Origin of the sequence: Acinetobacter cumulans (assembly GCF_003024525.3) — a bacterium.
Lineage (GTDB): Bacteria > Pseudomonadota > Gammaproteobacteria > Pseudomonadales > Moraxellaceae > Acinetobacter > Acinetobacter cumulans.
Genome location: NZ_CP035934.2, coordinates 1,281,707 through 1,298,620 on the forward strand (window position 1 = coordinate 1,281,707; position 16,914 = coordinate 1,298,620).

The following is a 16,914-nucleotide window of genomic DNA, read 5'->3' on the forward strand; positions in this document are numbered from 1 at the left end:
AAATATGAACTGAATAAACAGTATAGATAATGAATAAGTTAATAAAATTGATGTTATTCCCTGTGTCTTTAACCTTAGGCTTAGCTGGGTGTATGGGTATAGGTCCGAATAAAATTTATGTGTTGACCACAACTTCATTTAACTATGCTCCAAATTATCAAGCTTATATGGTTATGATGAATGGAGAAGAAATGGGCGGAGGCTTTGGCGGAGCGACAAAGCGCTCAAGAGTGATACTTGGCCAACAGAATATTACTTGGGGTGAAGGGAATAGTGATAGAAAACATAAAGCGATTAATGTTGAAAATTTAAGCAAAAAAGATTTAAAGAATAAACGATATTTAGCGGTGCATTTATATCCTGATGAGAGCGTAGAAATTATCACGTCGAATGACTTGCCTGATCCAACGCAAAAAGGCTTAGAGTGGATGAAACACTTAAGAGAACAGAATAAGCAATTATTAAATAAAGAGTATAGAAAATGAGTAAATTAACCAAGTTGATATTATTGCCTGTGTCTTTAACCTTAGGCTTGGCTGGGTGTATGGGTATAGGTCCGAATAAAACTTATGTGCTGACTACAACTTCATTTAATTATGATCCAAGTTATAGAACTTATGAGGTGAGAGTGAATGGTGAGGAAGTGGGAGGAGCTTTTGGTGCTGGAACGAAGCGTTCGGCCGTGATACTTGGTCCACAAATTATCACTTGGGGAGAAGATAACAGCAAGCGTAAACATAAAGCGACCAATAGTGTTAACTTAGCTAAAGAAGACTTAAAAAATAAACGATATTTAGCGGTGCATTTATACCCAGATGATAGCGTAGAAATAACCACGTCGAATGATCTGCCTGACCCGACACAGAAGGGTTTAGATTGGCGGGATAAATTAAGAAAACAATCTAAGAATAAATAAATGAAAATTTAAATTCTGTAATTTTGACAATAATTTATTTCAATAAAGAAATTAACATTAGTACTGCCATGGTTGATATATGAGTATAGAAAATGAGTAAATTAACAAAAATGATGTTATTGCCTGTGTCTTTAACCTTAGGCTTAGCTGGGTGTATGGGAATAGGTCCGAATAAAACTTATGTGTTGACAACAACATCATTTAACTACGATCCGAGTTATAGGACTTATATGGTTAAGATGAATGGAGAGGAAATGGGCGGAGGCTTTGGTGGAGCAACCAAACGATCTGCCGTGATACTCGGCCCACAAATTATTACTTGGGGGGAAGATAACAGTACGCGTAAACATCAAGCCATCAATGTTGTGAATTTAACAAAAGATGATTTAAAGAATAAGCGGTATTTGTCTGTACATTTATATCCTGATGACAGTGTTGAAATAGTGACTTCTGAAAATGGACCTAGGCCAACATCAAAGGGGTTAAAATGGAGAGATACATTATGGGAAAAATAAGTCCCTAATGATGGGGAAAATATTGATTTATAATTAAGGATAATAAGTAGAATATATAATGCGTAAATTTAAAAAAATGATTTTACCAGTCTCTTTGATTTTTGGCTTGGCTGGGTGTATGGGTATAGGTCCAAATAAAACCTATGTGCTGACCACAACTTCATTCAACTATGATCCAAGCTATCGGCCTTATATGGTTAAAGTGAATGGATATGAGGTGGGTGGCGGATACGGCAGTGCAACAATGCGTTCTGCTGTGATACTCGGTCCACAAATCATCACTTGGGGTGAGGATAACAGTACGCGTAAACATCAAGCCATCAATATTGTACATCTAAGCAAAGAAGAGTTAAAAAATAAGAGTTATTTGGCGGTGCATTTATATCCTGATGATAGCGTAGAAATTACGACTTCAAATGACCTTCCGGATCCGACGAAAAAAGGTATAGATTGGGAAAATAAATTAAAATAATCATTGGGAGTTTCTTGTGTCTTTAACGATCTCAGAAAAAATTAAAAATAATAATCAAGATGTGTCTAATCAGCCACCTGTAAGTAAGCAAAGCTGTGAAGATATAGTAAATCTGTCGGTTTATTTTGATGGTACAGGTAATAATTTAAAAAATGATGAAACTGATAAAAAATGGGCAAATCCAGCTCGCTTGTGGCGTAACGCAGATACTTTTAGTCAGTCTGAAATAAAAATAAATAAACTTAGCAATGCTTTAAGTCATGCGATTTATATTTCAGGTGTTGGGACACCATTTAATGGTGAAATGGATCATTTAGAAGCATCTGTATGCTGGATGCAAGACAATGACTTAACGGGAGGAAGTACCGGTATTGGTGGAAGTAAAAGGCTACAGTATGGTAAAGATGAAGTAAATAAGCAGTTACAGAATATATTAGCTCAAAAAATTGAAAAGCTGGAAGCTGAACTGCAACAGGATGTGATGCAGCGAAAAAATGAAGTGAATACTAAAGTTATCAGCAATTTAAATCAGCATCGATTAATCAAAAAAATCAATCTTTCTGTATTTGGCTTTTCACGTGGCGCAGCTTTGGCGCGTGTATTTACCAATGAAATGATTTGGAAAGCTGAAGCAGAAAATTTAGAGCTGAAATATGAAATGGAAGGCTATGCCGAAAAAATACCGATGGAAGTCAAGTTTTTAGGCTTGTTTGATACGGTGGCTTCTTTTGGCCTGCCGGCAACAAATTTGCCGAATAAACTGACTTTCTCTGGGCGGGATATGGTGGTCGATCCTCGCGTAAAAAATTGTCTGCATTTGATTGCGGGCAATGAGCAGCGCTTTGCCTTTCCGGTAGATCTGGTTCGAAAGGATGGGGTATTGGCTAACCCTAAAAACTGGAAAGAAGTGGTTTACCCCGGCATGCACTCCGATGTCGGCGGCGGTTACGAGACAAACTCTCAGCATGTAAGTAATAATTTTGCCCGTATTACTTTAAGACATATGCTGGATACCGCTGAGCAAGCTGGTGTAAAGCTGTTTAATTATGAAAAAACAGCTGTGGAAGCAACAGAATTATTTAATCAGCAATTTAAAATTGAAGCAGAGACGCAAGCCTGTTGGGATGCCTTGCAAAAGGAGGCTGGAGCAAGCACAGGTAAAGTTGAAGATGATATGAAGCGCTATATGCAGATTTACTATAGCGCATATGGAACATTGCATAGACAAAAACAGGCATTGCATGCTGCTGGCAATTCAGATGCGAATATAGCTCAATCCGTTGCGCAGAAAAATCGTGCTGAAAGCAGACGCTGGTGGGGTCCTACTGATATGGCGACTGAAGTTGAACGGGTGAAAAAAGCCAGAGGGTATACCAGTGCAGACAGTAATCAAGTGACTGGATATAAACAGTTATATCGAGTGTTTTACCCCTTGCAAAAATTTTACGAATTTTATATTGGTCTTGATGACTGGGAACTTGAAAGCTTTGAAAAAGAAGCAAAGGAAAACACGATTAAATTTTATTCAAACTATGTTCATGATTCAAAATATGGCTTTATTTATAATGCTGAACCATTCAGTTACTTTAGACAGCGGACGGTGTATGAACCTAAGCGCAGCTGGAAAGGTAAGCGTGTAGATAAAAAATTAGGACCAGTTCATGAGCAAATTGCCCGTGAAAATGCGATGTCTGAAGCTGTGAATCAATCAGAAACTGTACCCGAGACAGCATTAAATTAACTTGCTTTAGATGTATGCTAAGTTTTTTATCAGCGCATCACCCTATTTTTATATGGAGATATTTCTTTTCTGTTTCCTGCAACGCTTAGTAGAAAGCGATATTTTAGATCGTATTATTTATTGAGTCATATCTTTCAGAAGGAATAGCCCTACTCATTTGCAGGTTTGGAGTACAAAAAAAGCGCATGATGACATGCGCTTTTTAATTTACAGCTAATTATTTTTCAACGAATGCACGTTCAATTACGTAGTCACCTAGAACGCCCATTTTTGGAGATTCTTTAAGGCCATGCTGGTCAAGAAGCGCAGCAACGTCGTCTAGGAATGCAGGTGAACCGCAAAGCATTGCACGGTCAGATTCAGGGTTGAAACGTGGCAGACCGATTTTTTCGAATAGCTGACCAGATTCAATTGCAGTTGTTACACGGCCTTGAGTGTGGAATTCTTCACGCGTTACTGTTGGGTAGTAAACCAATTTTTCTTTCGCGCCTAATTCACCAAAGAATTCGTGATTAGGAATTTCATTTTCAATTAAGTCTTGGTAAGCCAATTCTGAAATGAAACGCGTACCATGCACAACGATGATTTTTTCAAAACGTTCGTAAGTTTCAGGGTCACGAATCACAGAAAGGAATGGTGCAAGACCTGTACCTGAAGAAAGAAGGTATAAGTTTTTACCTGGGTTTAAGTCATCAAGTACTAAAGTACCTGTAGGCTTTTTAGAAACTAAAATTTCGTCGCCAACTTTAACTTGTTGCAAAATAGATGTTAAAGGACCATCTGGCACTTTAATAGAGAAGAATTCAAGTTCTTCTTCATAGTTTGCACTAGCAATAGAATAAGCACGCATTAAAGGCTTACCGTTTACTTCAAGGCCGATCATCACAAATTGACCGTTTTTAAAACGTAGTGCAGTGTCGCGAGTCGTTTTAAAAGAAAATAAAGTGTCATTCCAGTGGTGAACGTGAGTAATCTTTTCGACGTTGAAAGCAGCCATTAAAGGTCTCAATAAAATTATCAAATTAGAACAGCTTACTATTCTAATCTAAAATCATTCTCGATAAACTGAATATATTTAATTGAGCTTATCAGAAAAAGTGATTATGTCGGGTTTGATTTTGCCAATTATTGGTTATATGCGTTCTCCTTACCAAGAAAAGTTCGGAATACCGCGTCAGCCGAATTTGGTGCAGGTTGAGTCATATATAGAAATGACAGGTGAATATAATACCTTGCTGGCATTTGAAGGAATTGAAGCCTTTAGTCATTTATGGCTGATTTGGCAGTTTCATGACAATAAAAATCAGGATACTCAAAAGTTCCGTCCGCAAGTGCGTCCACCACGCCTAGGAGGCAACGAAAAAATAGGTGTCTTTGCTACGCGGAGTATGTATCGACCTGCGCCGATTGGTTTATCTGTAGTACAGCTAAAAAAAGTGGAAAAAGTTGGAAAATCTGTACGGGTTTATGTGCAGGGCAGTGATTTACTCAACGGCACACCCATTGTAGATATTAAACCTTATATACAGTATTCGGATGCAGTGGTCGATGCACAAAGTGGTTATGCACAAGACGAGCCTAGGCGTAAAGTGGTGTTATGGCAGCAAGTCGCAGAGCAGCAAAAAATCCACTTATTGCAGACCCAAAAAATTGATGTACGGCAATTGCAAGAACTTGAACAAGTATTGGCGCTTGATCCGAGGCCTGCCTATCAGGAAGATGCAATGCGTGTTTATAAAATGCGCTTTGCTGATGTTGATGTTGCATTTACCGTAAGCGTTGAAGCAGTACATATTTGTGAGCTTAATACAGTAACTGAATAGCGTGATTCCTTATAGGCAATACAGTAGCGTGATGAGCACAGCAATATGCAAAATTTGAATTGGTGCAAAGTAGGCAAAATAGCGATAACCGCCAGTGATAAATGCATTGATCGATTTAGCAATTGCATGTGCAATCATCCCAAGAACAAATGCATAAAATACGGTGCTATTGTCGGGCGTACCTTGTATTACAACAGTTGCCATCGCGGCATGAATTTCAAATAAAGATGCTAGTAAGGTTCCAAGAATTAAACCTGCATAGCCCAAACTCAAATTAAGCGCGTAAACACCTGCCTGAATCACCGTTAAGGTTAAGGCGATAATTGCAGCCTCTTTTAAGCTAAACATACGGCTATCTAAATCTTGATTGGGTGTTGTAAGAGGAGCATCTCTTAATAAGAGCCATGCACAGGATGCCAAAACAACTGTGGCGATGAGAGTAGCAATGACAATGCTTTTTAGCCACAGCATGCTCAGACCAGCCACAATAATCAGTAATTGCAATAGTGTAGCGACACAAGACATGAGTGCAGCACCTGCATTGTGTTTTGCATTGGCACGTCCAGCGCGAACTTCCATGCCTAAGCTTGCAACCGTGGCAGTGCTGGACACAAAACCCGAGGCAATAGCAGATAGCATCATGGCATTTTTAGAAGACAATAAACGTTTTGCAATATGTGCTAAGGATTGCACGACCAAGATCAGTGTAAGAAGTTTTAAAATAATATAAGGATTAAGTACGTCGCCCCAAAGTGGGGTATTGGGAGTAAGTGGAAGTGCGATTAGGATTAATGCCAATAAACACAGACCATCTCTAAATTCGGCTTCAGTAATCCATTTTCCTGCAAAGCTGTGCATGGAGTGTTTGGCTCTTAAAATGATGGTTAACCCCACTGACAAACCTGCAGCCAAAGGCATATTCCATAAACATAGTGCCCCAATAAAATAGGTCATCATAAAAGCCAGTTCTGTGGTAATGCCTGGGTCATCCGTTTGGTTTTTAATTGAAAATACTACCATTGCGCCCACAATGGCCGCGCCCATTAATCCAATATACTGACCAAATAAAAAACAGAGTGCGCCAAGTAAGGCACAAATGGCAAAGGAGCGAAGTCCTGCAAAGCTGTGCTGATTTTCACGTTGTTTACTACGTTCACGTTCTAAGCCAATGAGTAAGCCACAACCTAGTGCAGATGCAAATATAGAAAGCAATGTAGCAAATGAGCCTGGAAATTGTGTGGCAAATGAATAATCCAAAAGGTCACCAATACTGTCGTTATTATCTAGATGTGCTTGAAATATAGGCGAAGTTTTGAATGTCTTTCAAGCGTTGTATTGCTCAAAATAAGAAATATCCTTATTTATTTTAAGATTTTGCTTTAGGCAGATTAATAAGGCAGGACCATTAAATACTTTTAGGTGTTAATTGATGGTTTATTGATATAAAAAGCAAGGTGAAACTTGTTATAGTAAAAGTCTGTTTGGGGACTGAAAATAATGATACATAATTTTGAAATTGACACGGTTTGGTGTTTAGAGCAATTAGAAAAAGATGGCCGAATTACCGAGCGAGATCGATTATTAATTCAAACGACACATCGTCAACGTGAACAACTGAAATGGCATCCATTACAGTGGATTTCAAATTTTAATTTGCCTGATCAAAGTCACCCGCAGTCAGTTTTAACGCTGAATCGCTTATGTCAGTGGTTGGCAGAAAAAAGCCAGTTACCTTTTTATATTATTGATCCATTAAAAGCGGATGTGGCGGCATTAACCAGTGTGATGTCACAAGAATTTGCATTTCGAAATCGTATTTTGGCTGTTGAGTTACAAAATGATGTGGTGCTGATTGCTACAGATCAACCGTATAAAATGGAGTGGATGGCCAATTTAGAACGTACGGTACTACCGCGTAAAATTCAGCGCGTATTGTTAAATCCTGAGCAATTACAGCGTTATTTGGTCGAATATTATCAGGTCAGCCGTGCGGTGAATAATTCGCAAAAAACCTCGGCTTATGATCGTGATAATAAAGGCGTGGAAGCTTTACTCCAGCTAGGGGATACGCAAAACCCAGATGCCAATGATCAGCACATTGTGAAGTTAGTTGATTGGGTACTGCAATTTGCCTTTGAGCAAGGAGCAAGTGATATACATCTTGAGCCGCGCAAAGAAGCAGGTAAGGTGCGTTTTCGTATCGATGGAGTATTACACACCATTTATAATATGCCAGCCAATACACTGACCGCAGTCATTTCACGTATTAAAATTTTAGGTCGAATGAATGTGGCCGAGAAGCGTAAACCGCAAGATGGCCGTTTAAAAACCCGTACACCAAAAGGCCAAGAAACGGAATTACGTTTATCAACCTTGCCAACTGCATTTGGTGAAAAACTAGTGATGCGTATTTTTGACCCTGAAGTGTTGGTACGAAGTTTTCAGCAGTTGGGTTTTGAAGGGCGTTTACAAAATGCGTGGAATGAACTGACCAGCCATAGTCATGGCATTATCTTGGTGACTGGTCCAACAGGTTCGGGTAAAACTACTACGCTGTATTCATCTCTTAAACAATTGGCTACAGATGAAGTGAACGTTTGTACTATTGAAGACCCGATTGAAATGTTAGAGCCTAGCTTTAACCAAATGCAGGTCAATACAGGCATTGATTTGGGTTTTGCTGATGGTATACGAGCTTTAATGCGTCAAGACCCTGACATTATTATGGTGGGGGAGATTCGTGATCACGACACAGCCAACATGGCCATCCAAGCGGCATTAACAGGTCATTTGGTATTGTCTACGCTACATACCAATGATGCGCCGTCGAGTTTAACCCGTTTACATGATTTAGGTGTGCAACCCTTTTTGACGGCAGCAACCATATTGGGTGTTTTGGCACAGCGCTTAGTGCGGAAACTATGCCCGCATTGTAAGCAAGAAACTTTTATTGATCATCAAGAGTGGAAGCATCTTACATTCGATTACAACATTGATATGCCAGATTTTGTGTGTAAGGCTGTTGGGTGTGATGAATGTCGCAATACAGGCTATAAGGGGCGAGTAGGTATTTATGAGTTTATGCCACTGAGTTTGGAAACCAAGCAACTGATTGGCGCCAATGCAGATTTAACCAAACTTCGTTATCAAGCTCGTAAAGAAGGCATTGAACCGTTAAGAATTGCAGGTGCGCGTAAAGTAATGGCTGGTGTAACCACCTTAGAGGAAGTGCTACGTGTTGTGCCTTTAAACTGAGCACTAGGCATTTGCATATATGTCTGATGGTCTAAAATGTTTCTTGTTTTAATGGGGTGTGATTTATTTAGTGTGTCCAATTTCATACGCAAGATGTTTTGATCCTAAGATTCACCTCATCTTACTTTGTTTAAATGCAGTTATCGAATCAAGCATTGAATATTTAAACAGAGGAAATGAGCATGAACACATTAACTAAATCATTGATTGCAACCGTTTTTGCAGGTGTAGCTGTGTATGCAGTTGCAAACCCAACAGCACCACAAGCTAAGGTAAATGCGCCAGCCATCAATCAACAAGCTATTGCTACACCAGCATTGGTGACTGTAAAGCAAGCTTTGACTTTAAAAGATGATACTGATGTTCAGTTAAAAGGCTATGTTGTGAAAGCCTTAGGTGATGAAAAATATCAATTCCGTGATAGCACTGGCAGTATTACTGTCGATATCGATGATAAGTTGTGGCAAGGCAAAGCGATTTCTGCCAAAACACCTGTTGTGATTATGGGTGAAGTGGATGTTGATTTACTACCGACCAAGCATGTAGAAATTGATGTTGATCACATCAAATTTTAACAGCAAGTAAATTACCCAACAGAAAACCGTATGCGTGCATACGGTTTTTTTATTATGCTGACAGAATAAAAAACAGATAGATTTTGATTGCCCACCACCAATGTAAGGAATATCAACATGCGTATATTACTGGCTGAAGATGACGCTTCCCAAGCACAGAGCATTAAAGCATGGTTAGAAATGGATGGTTATAGCTTAGATTGGGTGGCACGTGGGGATCATGCAATTTTGGCTTTACAACAACATCAATATGATTGTGTGTTGTTAGATCGAGGCTTGCCTCAAGCAACAGGCGATGAAGTTATTGTGGCATTACGTAAAACGCAGCCGCAAACGCCAGTCATCTTTATTACAGCCAAAGACAGCATACAAGACCGTGTCATTGGATTAGATTTAGGTGCAAATGACTATTTGATTAAGCCTTTTAGTTTGGATGAACTTTCTGCACGCATACGTGCACAACTTCGTTTAAAGCAAGCCGAACAGACTCAAGCCAATATCATCAGCTTTGACAGCCTAAAGTTGGATGTGCAGGCGAAAACTTTATATAGGGCTGCAGAACGCATAGATTTAACCGCCAAAGAGTTTCAGATTTTATATAAATTGATGCAACGACCTGAGCATACCGTGAGCCGAGATAGGCTTGAGGAGTCCTTATATGCATGGGGCGATGAAGTCGAAAGTAATGCAATTGAAGTGTATATCTACCAATTAAGAAAAAAAATTGGCAGTGAATATATCAAGACGATCCGTGGTTTAGGTTATCGCATGAATAGGGCTACATCATGAGTCAAGCTAAGATTTCACTCCAGCAAAAGCTGATTAAGACCTCCTTATGGAGTTCGATTTTGGCAGGTGCAATTGCACTGTGTTTGCTATTTGCATTGTCGGCCTATCAGACGATGGATACGCAAGATGCCATTATGGATGAAATAGCCGATTTTCTGGTCGCTCAGACGCAACCCACACAGTCGAGCCAAACTATAGGTGAACTCAGTAAGGAATTTGATATTTCCTATGTGGTTCAACATCAGCAACGGATATTGGCACAATCTAAACTTGAAGATCAGCATGATGTGAGCGCTTTTGTATCGGAACGTATAGCTGATGATTACGGCTTTTATTGGCAAGACAGGCAACTGTGGCGTAGTTATAAGCGAATAGACTCAGAATCAAAGCGTGAAGTACTCATGCTTCAACCGATGCAAGAACGGGTTGAACTGTTGTTACAGAGTGTGTTGGGCTATGCTGCGGTTCTACTTTTGTTGTGGGGGCTACAGTGGGTGCTGTTAAAAGTATTAATGAAGCGGGATTTTGCAGTTATTCGGCAGTTTTCAGAACAAATCTCCTTAAAAAATCCGAAAGAATTGAGTCCGATTGATGCCAGTCAGCCTGCAATCATCGAGCTAGAGCCCATACGCTTGCAATTAAATTCCTTAATGCAAAGATTAGGGCGTGCCTTAGAAGCAGAACATCGTTTTACTGCAGATGCCTCGCATGAGTTACGCTCACCATTGTCTGCTATTCAAATGCGTTTGCAAGTACTACGCCGTAAATATCAAGATCATCCACAATTGGCAACAGAAATGCTGGCCATACAGCAAGATGTCAGCCGTGGAACTCAGGTCTTAGAAAATTTACTCTTATTGGCACGTTTAGATCCGTCAAAGGAGGAAGATCTTCCCAAAACTCAGGTTGATGTACAAGCAATCACAGAACGTTTATTGAGTGACTACCAAGAGTCTTTGCAACAGCACCATTTGATTCTTCATAGTAATTTAGAGCCTGTGACCATTGAAGCGAACGCAGAGTTATTGCAAATATGTTTGCGTAACTTAATCGACAATGCGGTGAATTACACTCCAGATCAAGGCACCATACAGATTCGCTTGCAACAACAAGGTCGTCAGCTTTATTGGCAAATTGATAACTCAGGTGAAGGCTTAGACGAAACCGTGATACAGCACTTTGGAGAACGCTTTTATCGCGTATTGGGAAGCCAAGTACAAGGCAGTGGTTTAGGGCTTTCGATATGTAAAAAAATTGTTGAATTACATCAAGGCCAAATAAAATTTTCAGCTTCTGAATTGGGTGGGCTCAAAGTTCTCTTATCTATATAAAGCGGGTTGAGTGAGTAGACTGATGCAGACTGTGGGGACTAAATAACTTCATTGTCGGTGTGATCAATAGATACATTACGTTCGTGTGGAAAATTGTTTTAATCTGGATGTAAAAAAGCAGTATGCGCTGACTCATACTGCTTGTTCCCACGTTTATTATTATTAGAAATTGAAAATTATTTAGTTAAAATAAGACGGTTATTGCGTGTTAAACGTAAACGGTATTCTTCGCCTGCATGCATAATGCGAATTTCACGGCCCAATGCAAATAAGTTATTAGAATGTAGCATTGGTAGTGCATGATGAGTTTCGTTAGAATGAGTAAATAAGCTAAAAGGTGCGTTCATTATTATGTGCTCCGTGGTGGGTAGTGAACGAATTAAATGATAATCATTATCGAATAGACCTGTCAACGGTAAATGATAATAATTTAAAAAAATTATAAAGCTGTTTACACTTAAACATATTTCGTCAGATTTTGAGATGTTGCTTTATGGCTAAACCAAATTTGCACATAGCAATTGCTATTTTATTACATCAAGACCAAGTGCTGGTTGGCTGGAGAGATGCACAGCAACATCAGGGCAATAAAAATGAATTTCCAGGTGGTAAGGTGGAAGAGGGTGAAAGCCCTGTAGAGGCATGTAGCCGAGAAGTGCTTGAGGAAGTTGGAATTAATTTAAGTGAATGGCATCATTTTGATTTTATACGCCATGAATACGACGATGTAATTGTGAATTTGCATATATTCCATGGGGTAGTTCCGAGCAGTATGCTGGAATCGATTCGTGAACCATGGCAGTGGTATCGCCGTGATGAACTACTCAACTTAAACTTTCCCAAAGCCAATAAAGCCATGTTAAAGCGTTTGTATTGGCAACAGATTATTAAAATTTCAGATCAATTGAGTCAATTGGCGCAAGTGGATGACACAAAGCTGATGTATTGGCGCACGGATGCCACACAGCAACAGCAAATTGAGTTATCAGAAATTAAGTTGGAAGATTTGTCACGATTGATTGTGAATATTGAACTTTGGAAAAAGTTAAATAGCGTGCAACAGCAAAGTATGGGGGCGGTTCATTTAAAACAGCAACAATGTCTGCAACTCAACAAAGGTGATTTACAGCAAGGCGTACGTTATATTGCTGCCTGTCATGATTTGGCTTCTATCTTGCATGCTAGCCGTATAGGTTGTGATGCTGTATTACTCAGCCCTGTAAAGCATACTGAGACACACAGCGAAACTCAGCCACTTGGGTGGCAGGCTTTTGCAAGCATTGCACAGCAGGTGGATATTCCAGTCTTTGCATTGGGTGGGATGCATATTTCGGATTTGATGGAGGCGAAGCAACATCATGCTTATGGTATTGCTGGAATACGCTTCGTCTAAGGAAGTTTTTTAAGGGTTTTGAAAAGGGCTGTTATAGCCCTTTTAGCGCGTTGAGTGCTTTGTTCACGGTTGCGGTATTGTTTTGTTTTTGCCCAGACTTAAGAATCACTTGCCATAACTGTTTTTTCATAGCATCGGTTTGTGCATAACTTAAACCCCGCTGTGCCAAAGCTTGTGCATTGACCGCTTGGTTTTTACGGTTAGCAATAAGGGCTAAGTATAAAAAGCTTTCAGCAGATTGAGGGGCTAAGCGCTGTGCTTGATTGGCTAAATTCTCTGCTTGATTCAGTTCGCCTTTTGCGTATGCAGTTTGCGTTTGTTGCATCAATTTTTGAAAAGCAGGTAGGTTTCGACCATCATCAAACTTTTGGCTAGGTGCTTTTTGCTCAGGAATAATAATCTGCTTACGTTTAATTTCAGGCACATCATAAGGATGAATGACAACACCATCCGCAGCTTGAATTGGTTTATTGATTGGTGCTTTGTTTGAAACTTCTGTTTTTTGCTCAGGCGTTGGTACGCTTTGACAGCCAACCAACGCCATAAGGCAGACAACTAAACTGAGTTTGCTTACATCACAATGTAATTGCAATTTATTCAATATGACACACCTTAATTTGCATAGTTCCCGCTTGAAATCATTCGGGGTTGATTCGATGAATCAGCATCTGTATCCGATTCGCTTTCATGGATATAACCACCATCTGAATAATTATCATCTTGCGGTACTGAAGGCTGTGTAGAATCGATATTAATTGTGTTTTGTTCTGATTCATATTGTGAAGTAGCACATGCTGATGCACGTGTTGGTATTGAATTACGATTCAAAGGAATATAGACCGCGTTATTACAGCCTGAAGCAGACAAATCACCTGAACCACTATCAATCCATTGCCATGTCACTGCATCAGGTTGACGCAAATTTACCGGTTTTTGACGTAATTGTTTCATCACATTGGTCCAAACTGGCAGTGCACCTGAAGAACCAGTAAGACCTGTCGCTTTGTTATTGTCTAAACCTAACCATACTACGGTTGCATAATTTCCAGAGTAACCAGCAAACCATGAGTCACGTGTATCATTGGTGGTGCCTGATTTACCTGCTAAGCCTAAAGATGACGGTAATGTTGCATAAGCAGAGCGACCAGTACCAGCACGCATAACTTGCTGTAAGCCGTAGTTCAGAATGTATGCATCGGATGGATCAATTGTTGGTTGTACAGATAAACTATAACGATCAAGCAAATGACCATTTGCATCCACCACAGAGCGAATGGCTTTAACAGGGTATTTGAAACCACCTGTTGCAAAGTTGCCATAAATACTCATCACTTCCAGTGGTGACATATCAACAGCACCCAAATATATCGATGGATAGTTTGGAATAGTTGAAGTGACGCCAAATTTTTTCAAGTGATTGATAAATGTCGACATACCAAACTCTTGACCTAAACGCACGGCAGATAAGTTGTATGAATTGGCAAGTGCCGTCATCATTGGCACAACACCATGTTCACCACCGCTATAGTTTTTAGGTGTCCAAGTTTTTCCTTCACTTTGAATGTTAATTTGTGAGTCTTCAATTGGGCTGGCCCAGTTATAACGATTAGACTCGATTGCGCTGAGGTAAATGACAGGTTTGAGTAAAGAACCGACCTGACGTTTAGCATCCAGTGCACGGTTAAAGCCTGTAAATTCTTGAGTAGAACCAACAGCGGCAACCAGTTCGCCATTTTCTGGATGCGTCACCAGTACTGCACCTTGTAAATCTTTTAAACGTGCAGGATTACTTTTGGTTAAATTGGCAACTGAGATTTTAAAACTGTCTTGAATTCGTGTTTGAGCAATCGGATCTAAAGTTGTAAAAATACGTAAGCCTTGATTGGTCAAGTCGCCTTCTTGGTATTCCGTACGTAATTGACGACGGACAATATCTAAGAAATCAGGGAAGCGGGCAGGGCCCAAAGTTGGTTTTGCCAATACATTTAATGGACGTGCAATTTCAGTTTCATACTGCTCTTGGCTTAGCGTACCCATAACTAACATATTGTTTAAGACAATATCACGACGCTTTTTAGCCCCTTCAGGGTTACGCCACGGATTAAATAAAGTTGGACCTTGTACCAAACCAACCAAATAAGCTTGCTGTGCAATATTCAACTCACGTAGAGGCAAACCAAAGTAGAACTGTGATGCCAAGCCATAGCCGTTGATGGAGTAGTTTCCATTTTGGCCTAAGTTCACTTCATTTAAATAAGCTTCTAAAATTTCATTTTTGTCATAGTGTAATTCAATCAACAGCGCCATAAGTGCTTCGTTGACTTTACGTTTTAAGGTTTTTTCAGGGCTTAAATAGAAATTTTTAACCAACTGTTGTGTCAGGGTAGATCCACCTTGACGTTTACCACCAGTCAAATTACTCACTAAGGCACGTGCAGTACCACGTACAGAAATACCGTGGTGTTTATAGAAATTACGGTCTTCTGTGGCAATCAGTGCATTAATTAAAGGCTGTGGTACATTTTTTAATTTAATCAGTACACGGTCTTCATTGTGCTGTGGGTAAATACCACCAATCAGCATTGGCTCTAAGCGAGCAATACCTGTTGACGATGGTTTAGTTGCGCTTACATCGGCAATGGCATTTTCATTAAAGGCAATTTTAAGTACTTGCTCAGGCTCGACGCTATCACCAAAGTCAAAGCCACGCGTGTGTACATACATTTCATTTCCAGAAACAACGTAACTTCCGGTTTTGGCATAACTTTCAGTGTTTTTATAGCCCAACATTTTAAGTTCTTGGCTTAAGTCTTCTTGGTTTACAGGGGCATTTGTATAGATTTCTAAAGGGCGAGCAAATACTTTCGCAGGAATATCCCAGCGTTGGCCTTCAAATTTTGTACGTACAATGTTATCAATACGAATAAGATAGACACTCATTGCGACAAACATGCCAATGATAAGTACACAAAAAATGAAAGCAATTATGCCTATGCCACGTTCAGACTTCATAAACTATGATAAGACCCTGATAAATTGTGCTAATCATGCGAAGCTTTTTGTTAATTTGCAATATTTAAACTGTATAAGAATGCAAAATATACGGTGAAATCCGTTGTAATGAATGGCTTTAAAGTTTTTTTTAAAACAAATGTGTTAATGCTATGATAGGCATGAAGCGTAGTGGAGCAAAGGCGCAGGTGCAAATTTCACACAAATCATTTAGAAATATTGGACTAATAGGACGTCCAGATAAAGTTTCTGTAGTGGATACTTTATGTCTCATTCATGACCATCTTTTAAGTCTAGGTCTGCATCCTGTATTTGATAATGCAACTGCAGCCTTGGTGCCATATACCAATACGCAGACGGTCAGTAAGGCGCTATTAGGCGAAGTTGTTGATCTGGTGATTGTCGTTGGTGGCGATGGTTCACTCCTGCATGCTGCACGTTCACTGGTCAAGCACAATACACCTGTTATTGGGGTAAACCGTGGTCGGTTGGGCTTTTTAACCGATATCAAACCAACAGAAGTATTATTTAAGCTTGATCAAGTGTTAAAAGGTGAGTTTCAGCTGGATCGTCGTTTCTTATTAGAAATGGAAATCCGCTCAAAAGGTGAAACAATCTACGATGCCATAGCACTCAATGATGTAGTGCTACATTCAGGTCGTTCTGTACACATGATCGATTTTGAGCTGAATATCGATGGGCAGTATGTGTATCGTCAACACAGTGATGGCTTAATCGTTTCAACGCCGACAGGCTCAACAGCGTATGCTTTGTCTGGCGGTGGCCCAATTGTACATCCAAGTATGGATGCGATTGCCTTAGTCCCTATGCACCCACATACTTTGTCATCACGTCCGATTGTGGTGGGCGGGCACAGTGAAATTAAAATTTTGATTCGTGAAAACCGTGTATTGCCTATGGTGAGCGCAGATGGTCAAAATAGTGTTTCATTAAATGTGGGGGACAGTTTACATATCCGTAAACATCCATTTAAACTTAATCTACTCCATCCACCAGGCTATGACTTTTATATGGCATGCCGGACTAAACTTGGTTGGAACCAAGATTTTGACTCATTAAAACAGGATTAGA

The 16,914-nt window shown here is 39.8% G+C and carries 17 protein-coding genes; 12 read left to right on the forward strand and 5 right to left on the reverse strand.

Annotated features, from left to right (window positions below):
- The first annotated feature begins 29 nt into the window (after positions 1–29).
- From C9E88_RS06040 to C9E88_RS06060, 5 genes are all read left to right on the forward strand, one after another.
- On the forward strand, positions 30–485 hold the full coding sequence (locus C9E88_RS06040; RefSeq protein ID WP_106986456.1) for a hypothetical protein: 456 nt from the start codon (positions 30–32) through the stop codon (positions 483–485).
- Entirely contained in the window at positions 482–916 is a 435-nt protein-coding gene (locus tag C9E88_RS06045; protein WP_106986457.1) for a hypothetical protein, read from the forward strand. The genes C9E88_RS06040 and C9E88_RS06045 overlap by 4 nt, the downstream gene beginning before the upstream one ends.
- 92 nt (positions 917–1,008) lie before the next feature.
- Positions 1,009–1,431: a hypothetical protein gene (locus C9E88_RS06050; protein WP_106986458.1), complete on the forward strand. Its 423-nt coding sequence runs from the start codon at positions 1,009–1,011 to the stop codon at positions 1,429–1,431.
- A gap of 58 nt (positions 1,432–1,489) precedes the next feature.
- Positions 1,490–1,903 (forward strand): hypothetical protein, encoded by a 414-nt coding sequence (locus C9E88_RS06055; RefSeq protein ID WP_106986459.1) that lies wholly within the window; start codon positions 1,490–1,492, stop codon positions 1,901–1,903.
- A 16-nt stretch (positions 1,904–1,919) separates the two neighbouring features.
- On the forward strand, positions 1,920–3,644 hold the full coding sequence (locus C9E88_RS06060; RefSeq protein WP_106986460.1) for a T6SS phospholipase effector Tle1-like catalytic domain-containing protein: 1,725 nt from the start codon (positions 1,920–1,922) through the stop codon (positions 3,642–3,644).
- A 217-nt stretch (positions 3,645–3,861) separates the two neighbouring features.
- Here C9E88_RS06060 and C9E88_RS06065 read toward each other — a convergent pair whose 3' ends face one another.
- Positions 3,862–4,641, reverse strand: a complete 780-nt coding sequence (locus C9E88_RS06065; protein ID WP_106986461.1) for a ferredoxin--NADP reductase — start codon at positions 4,639–4,641, stop codon at positions 3,862–3,864.
- Positions 4,642–4,747: 106 nt separating this feature from the next.
- On the opposite strand from C9E88_RS06065, the gene tsaA reads away from it, so the two are divergent.
- Entirely contained in the window at positions 4,748–5,467 is a 720-nt protein-coding gene (tsaA, locus tag C9E88_RS06070; RefSeq protein ID WP_106986462.1) for a tRNA (N6-threonylcarbamoyladenosine(37)-N6)-methyltransferase TrmO, read from the forward strand.
- 9 nt (positions 5,468–5,476) lie between these two features.
- Here tsaA and C9E88_RS06075 read toward each other — a convergent pair whose 3' ends face one another.
- The gene (locus C9E88_RS06075) at positions 5,477–6,724 is read right to left on the reverse strand and encodes an MgtC/SapB family protein (protein WP_106986463.1); all 1,248 of its coding nucleotides are present in this window, start codon (positions 6,722–6,724) and stop codon (positions 5,477–5,479) included.
- A gap of 240 nt (positions 6,725–6,964) precedes the next feature.
- On the opposite strand from C9E88_RS06075, the gene tfpB reads away from it, so the two are divergent.
- The 4 genes from tfpB to C9E88_RS06095 all read left to right on the forward strand — a co-directional run bounded on the left by tfpB (position 6,965) and on the right by C9E88_RS06095 (position 11,417).
- On the forward strand, positions 6,965–8,722 hold the full coding sequence (gene tfpB, locus C9E88_RS06080) for a type IV pilus assembly ATPase TfpB (RefSeq protein WP_106986464.1): 1,758 nt from the start codon (positions 6,965–6,967) through the stop codon (positions 8,720–8,722).
- A 182-nt stretch (positions 8,723–8,904) separates the two neighbouring features.
- Positions 8,905–9,297, forward strand: a complete 393-nt coding sequence (locus C9E88_RS06085; RefSeq protein WP_106986465.1) for a NirD/YgiW/YdeI family stress tolerance protein — start codon at positions 8,905–8,907, stop codon at positions 9,295–9,297.
- 117 nt (positions 9,298–9,414) lie between these two features.
- Positions 9,415–10,086, forward strand: coding sequence for a response regulator transcription factor (locus C9E88_RS06090; RefSeq protein WP_106986466.1), 672 nt, complete (start codon positions 9,415–9,417; stop codon positions 10,084–10,086).
- The gene (locus tag C9E88_RS06095; protein ID WP_106986467.1) at positions 10,083–11,417 is read left to right on the forward strand and encodes a sensor histidine kinase; all 1,335 of its coding nucleotides are present in this window, start codon (positions 10,083–10,085) and stop codon (positions 11,415–11,417) included. The genes C9E88_RS06090 and C9E88_RS06095 overlap by 4 nt, the downstream gene beginning before the upstream one ends.
- A 176-nt stretch (positions 11,418–11,593) precedes the next feature.
- Here C9E88_RS06095 and hemP read toward each other — a convergent pair whose 3' ends face one another.
- Entirely contained in the window at positions 11,594–11,764 is a 171-nt protein-coding gene (gene hemP / locus C9E88_RS06100; RefSeq protein ID WP_106986468.1) for a hemin uptake protein HemP, read from the reverse strand.
- Positions 11,765–11,910: 146 nt separating this feature from the next.
- On the opposite strand from hemP, the gene C9E88_RS06105 reads away from it, so the two are divergent.
- A complete protein-coding gene (locus C9E88_RS06105; RefSeq protein ID WP_106986469.1) occupies positions 11,911–12,810 on the forward strand; it encodes an NUDIX domain-containing protein in 900 nt (299 codons plus the stop codon).
- Positions 12,811–12,841: 31 nt separating this feature from the next.
- Here C9E88_RS06105 and C9E88_RS06110 read toward each other — a convergent pair whose 3' ends face one another.
- Entirely contained in the window at positions 12,842–13,354 is a 513-nt protein-coding gene (locus C9E88_RS06110; protein WP_106986470.1) for a hypothetical protein, read from the reverse strand.
- Between the two features lie 68 nt (positions 13,355–13,422).
- Positions 13,423–15,822 (reverse strand): penicillin-binding protein 1B, encoded by a 2,400-nt coding sequence (gene mrcB / locus C9E88_RS06115; RefSeq protein WP_106986471.1) that lies wholly within the window; start codon positions 15,820–15,822, stop codon positions 13,423–13,425.
- A 152-nt stretch (positions 15,823–15,974) separates the two neighbouring features.
- Here mrcB and C9E88_RS06120 point away from each other — a divergent pair, with 152 nt between their 5' ends.
- Positions 15,975–16,913, forward strand: a complete 939-nt coding sequence (locus C9E88_RS06120) for an NAD(+) kinase (RefSeq protein WP_106986472.1) — start codon at positions 15,975–15,977, stop codon at positions 16,911–16,913.
- Position 16,914 lies beyond the last annotated feature (1 nt).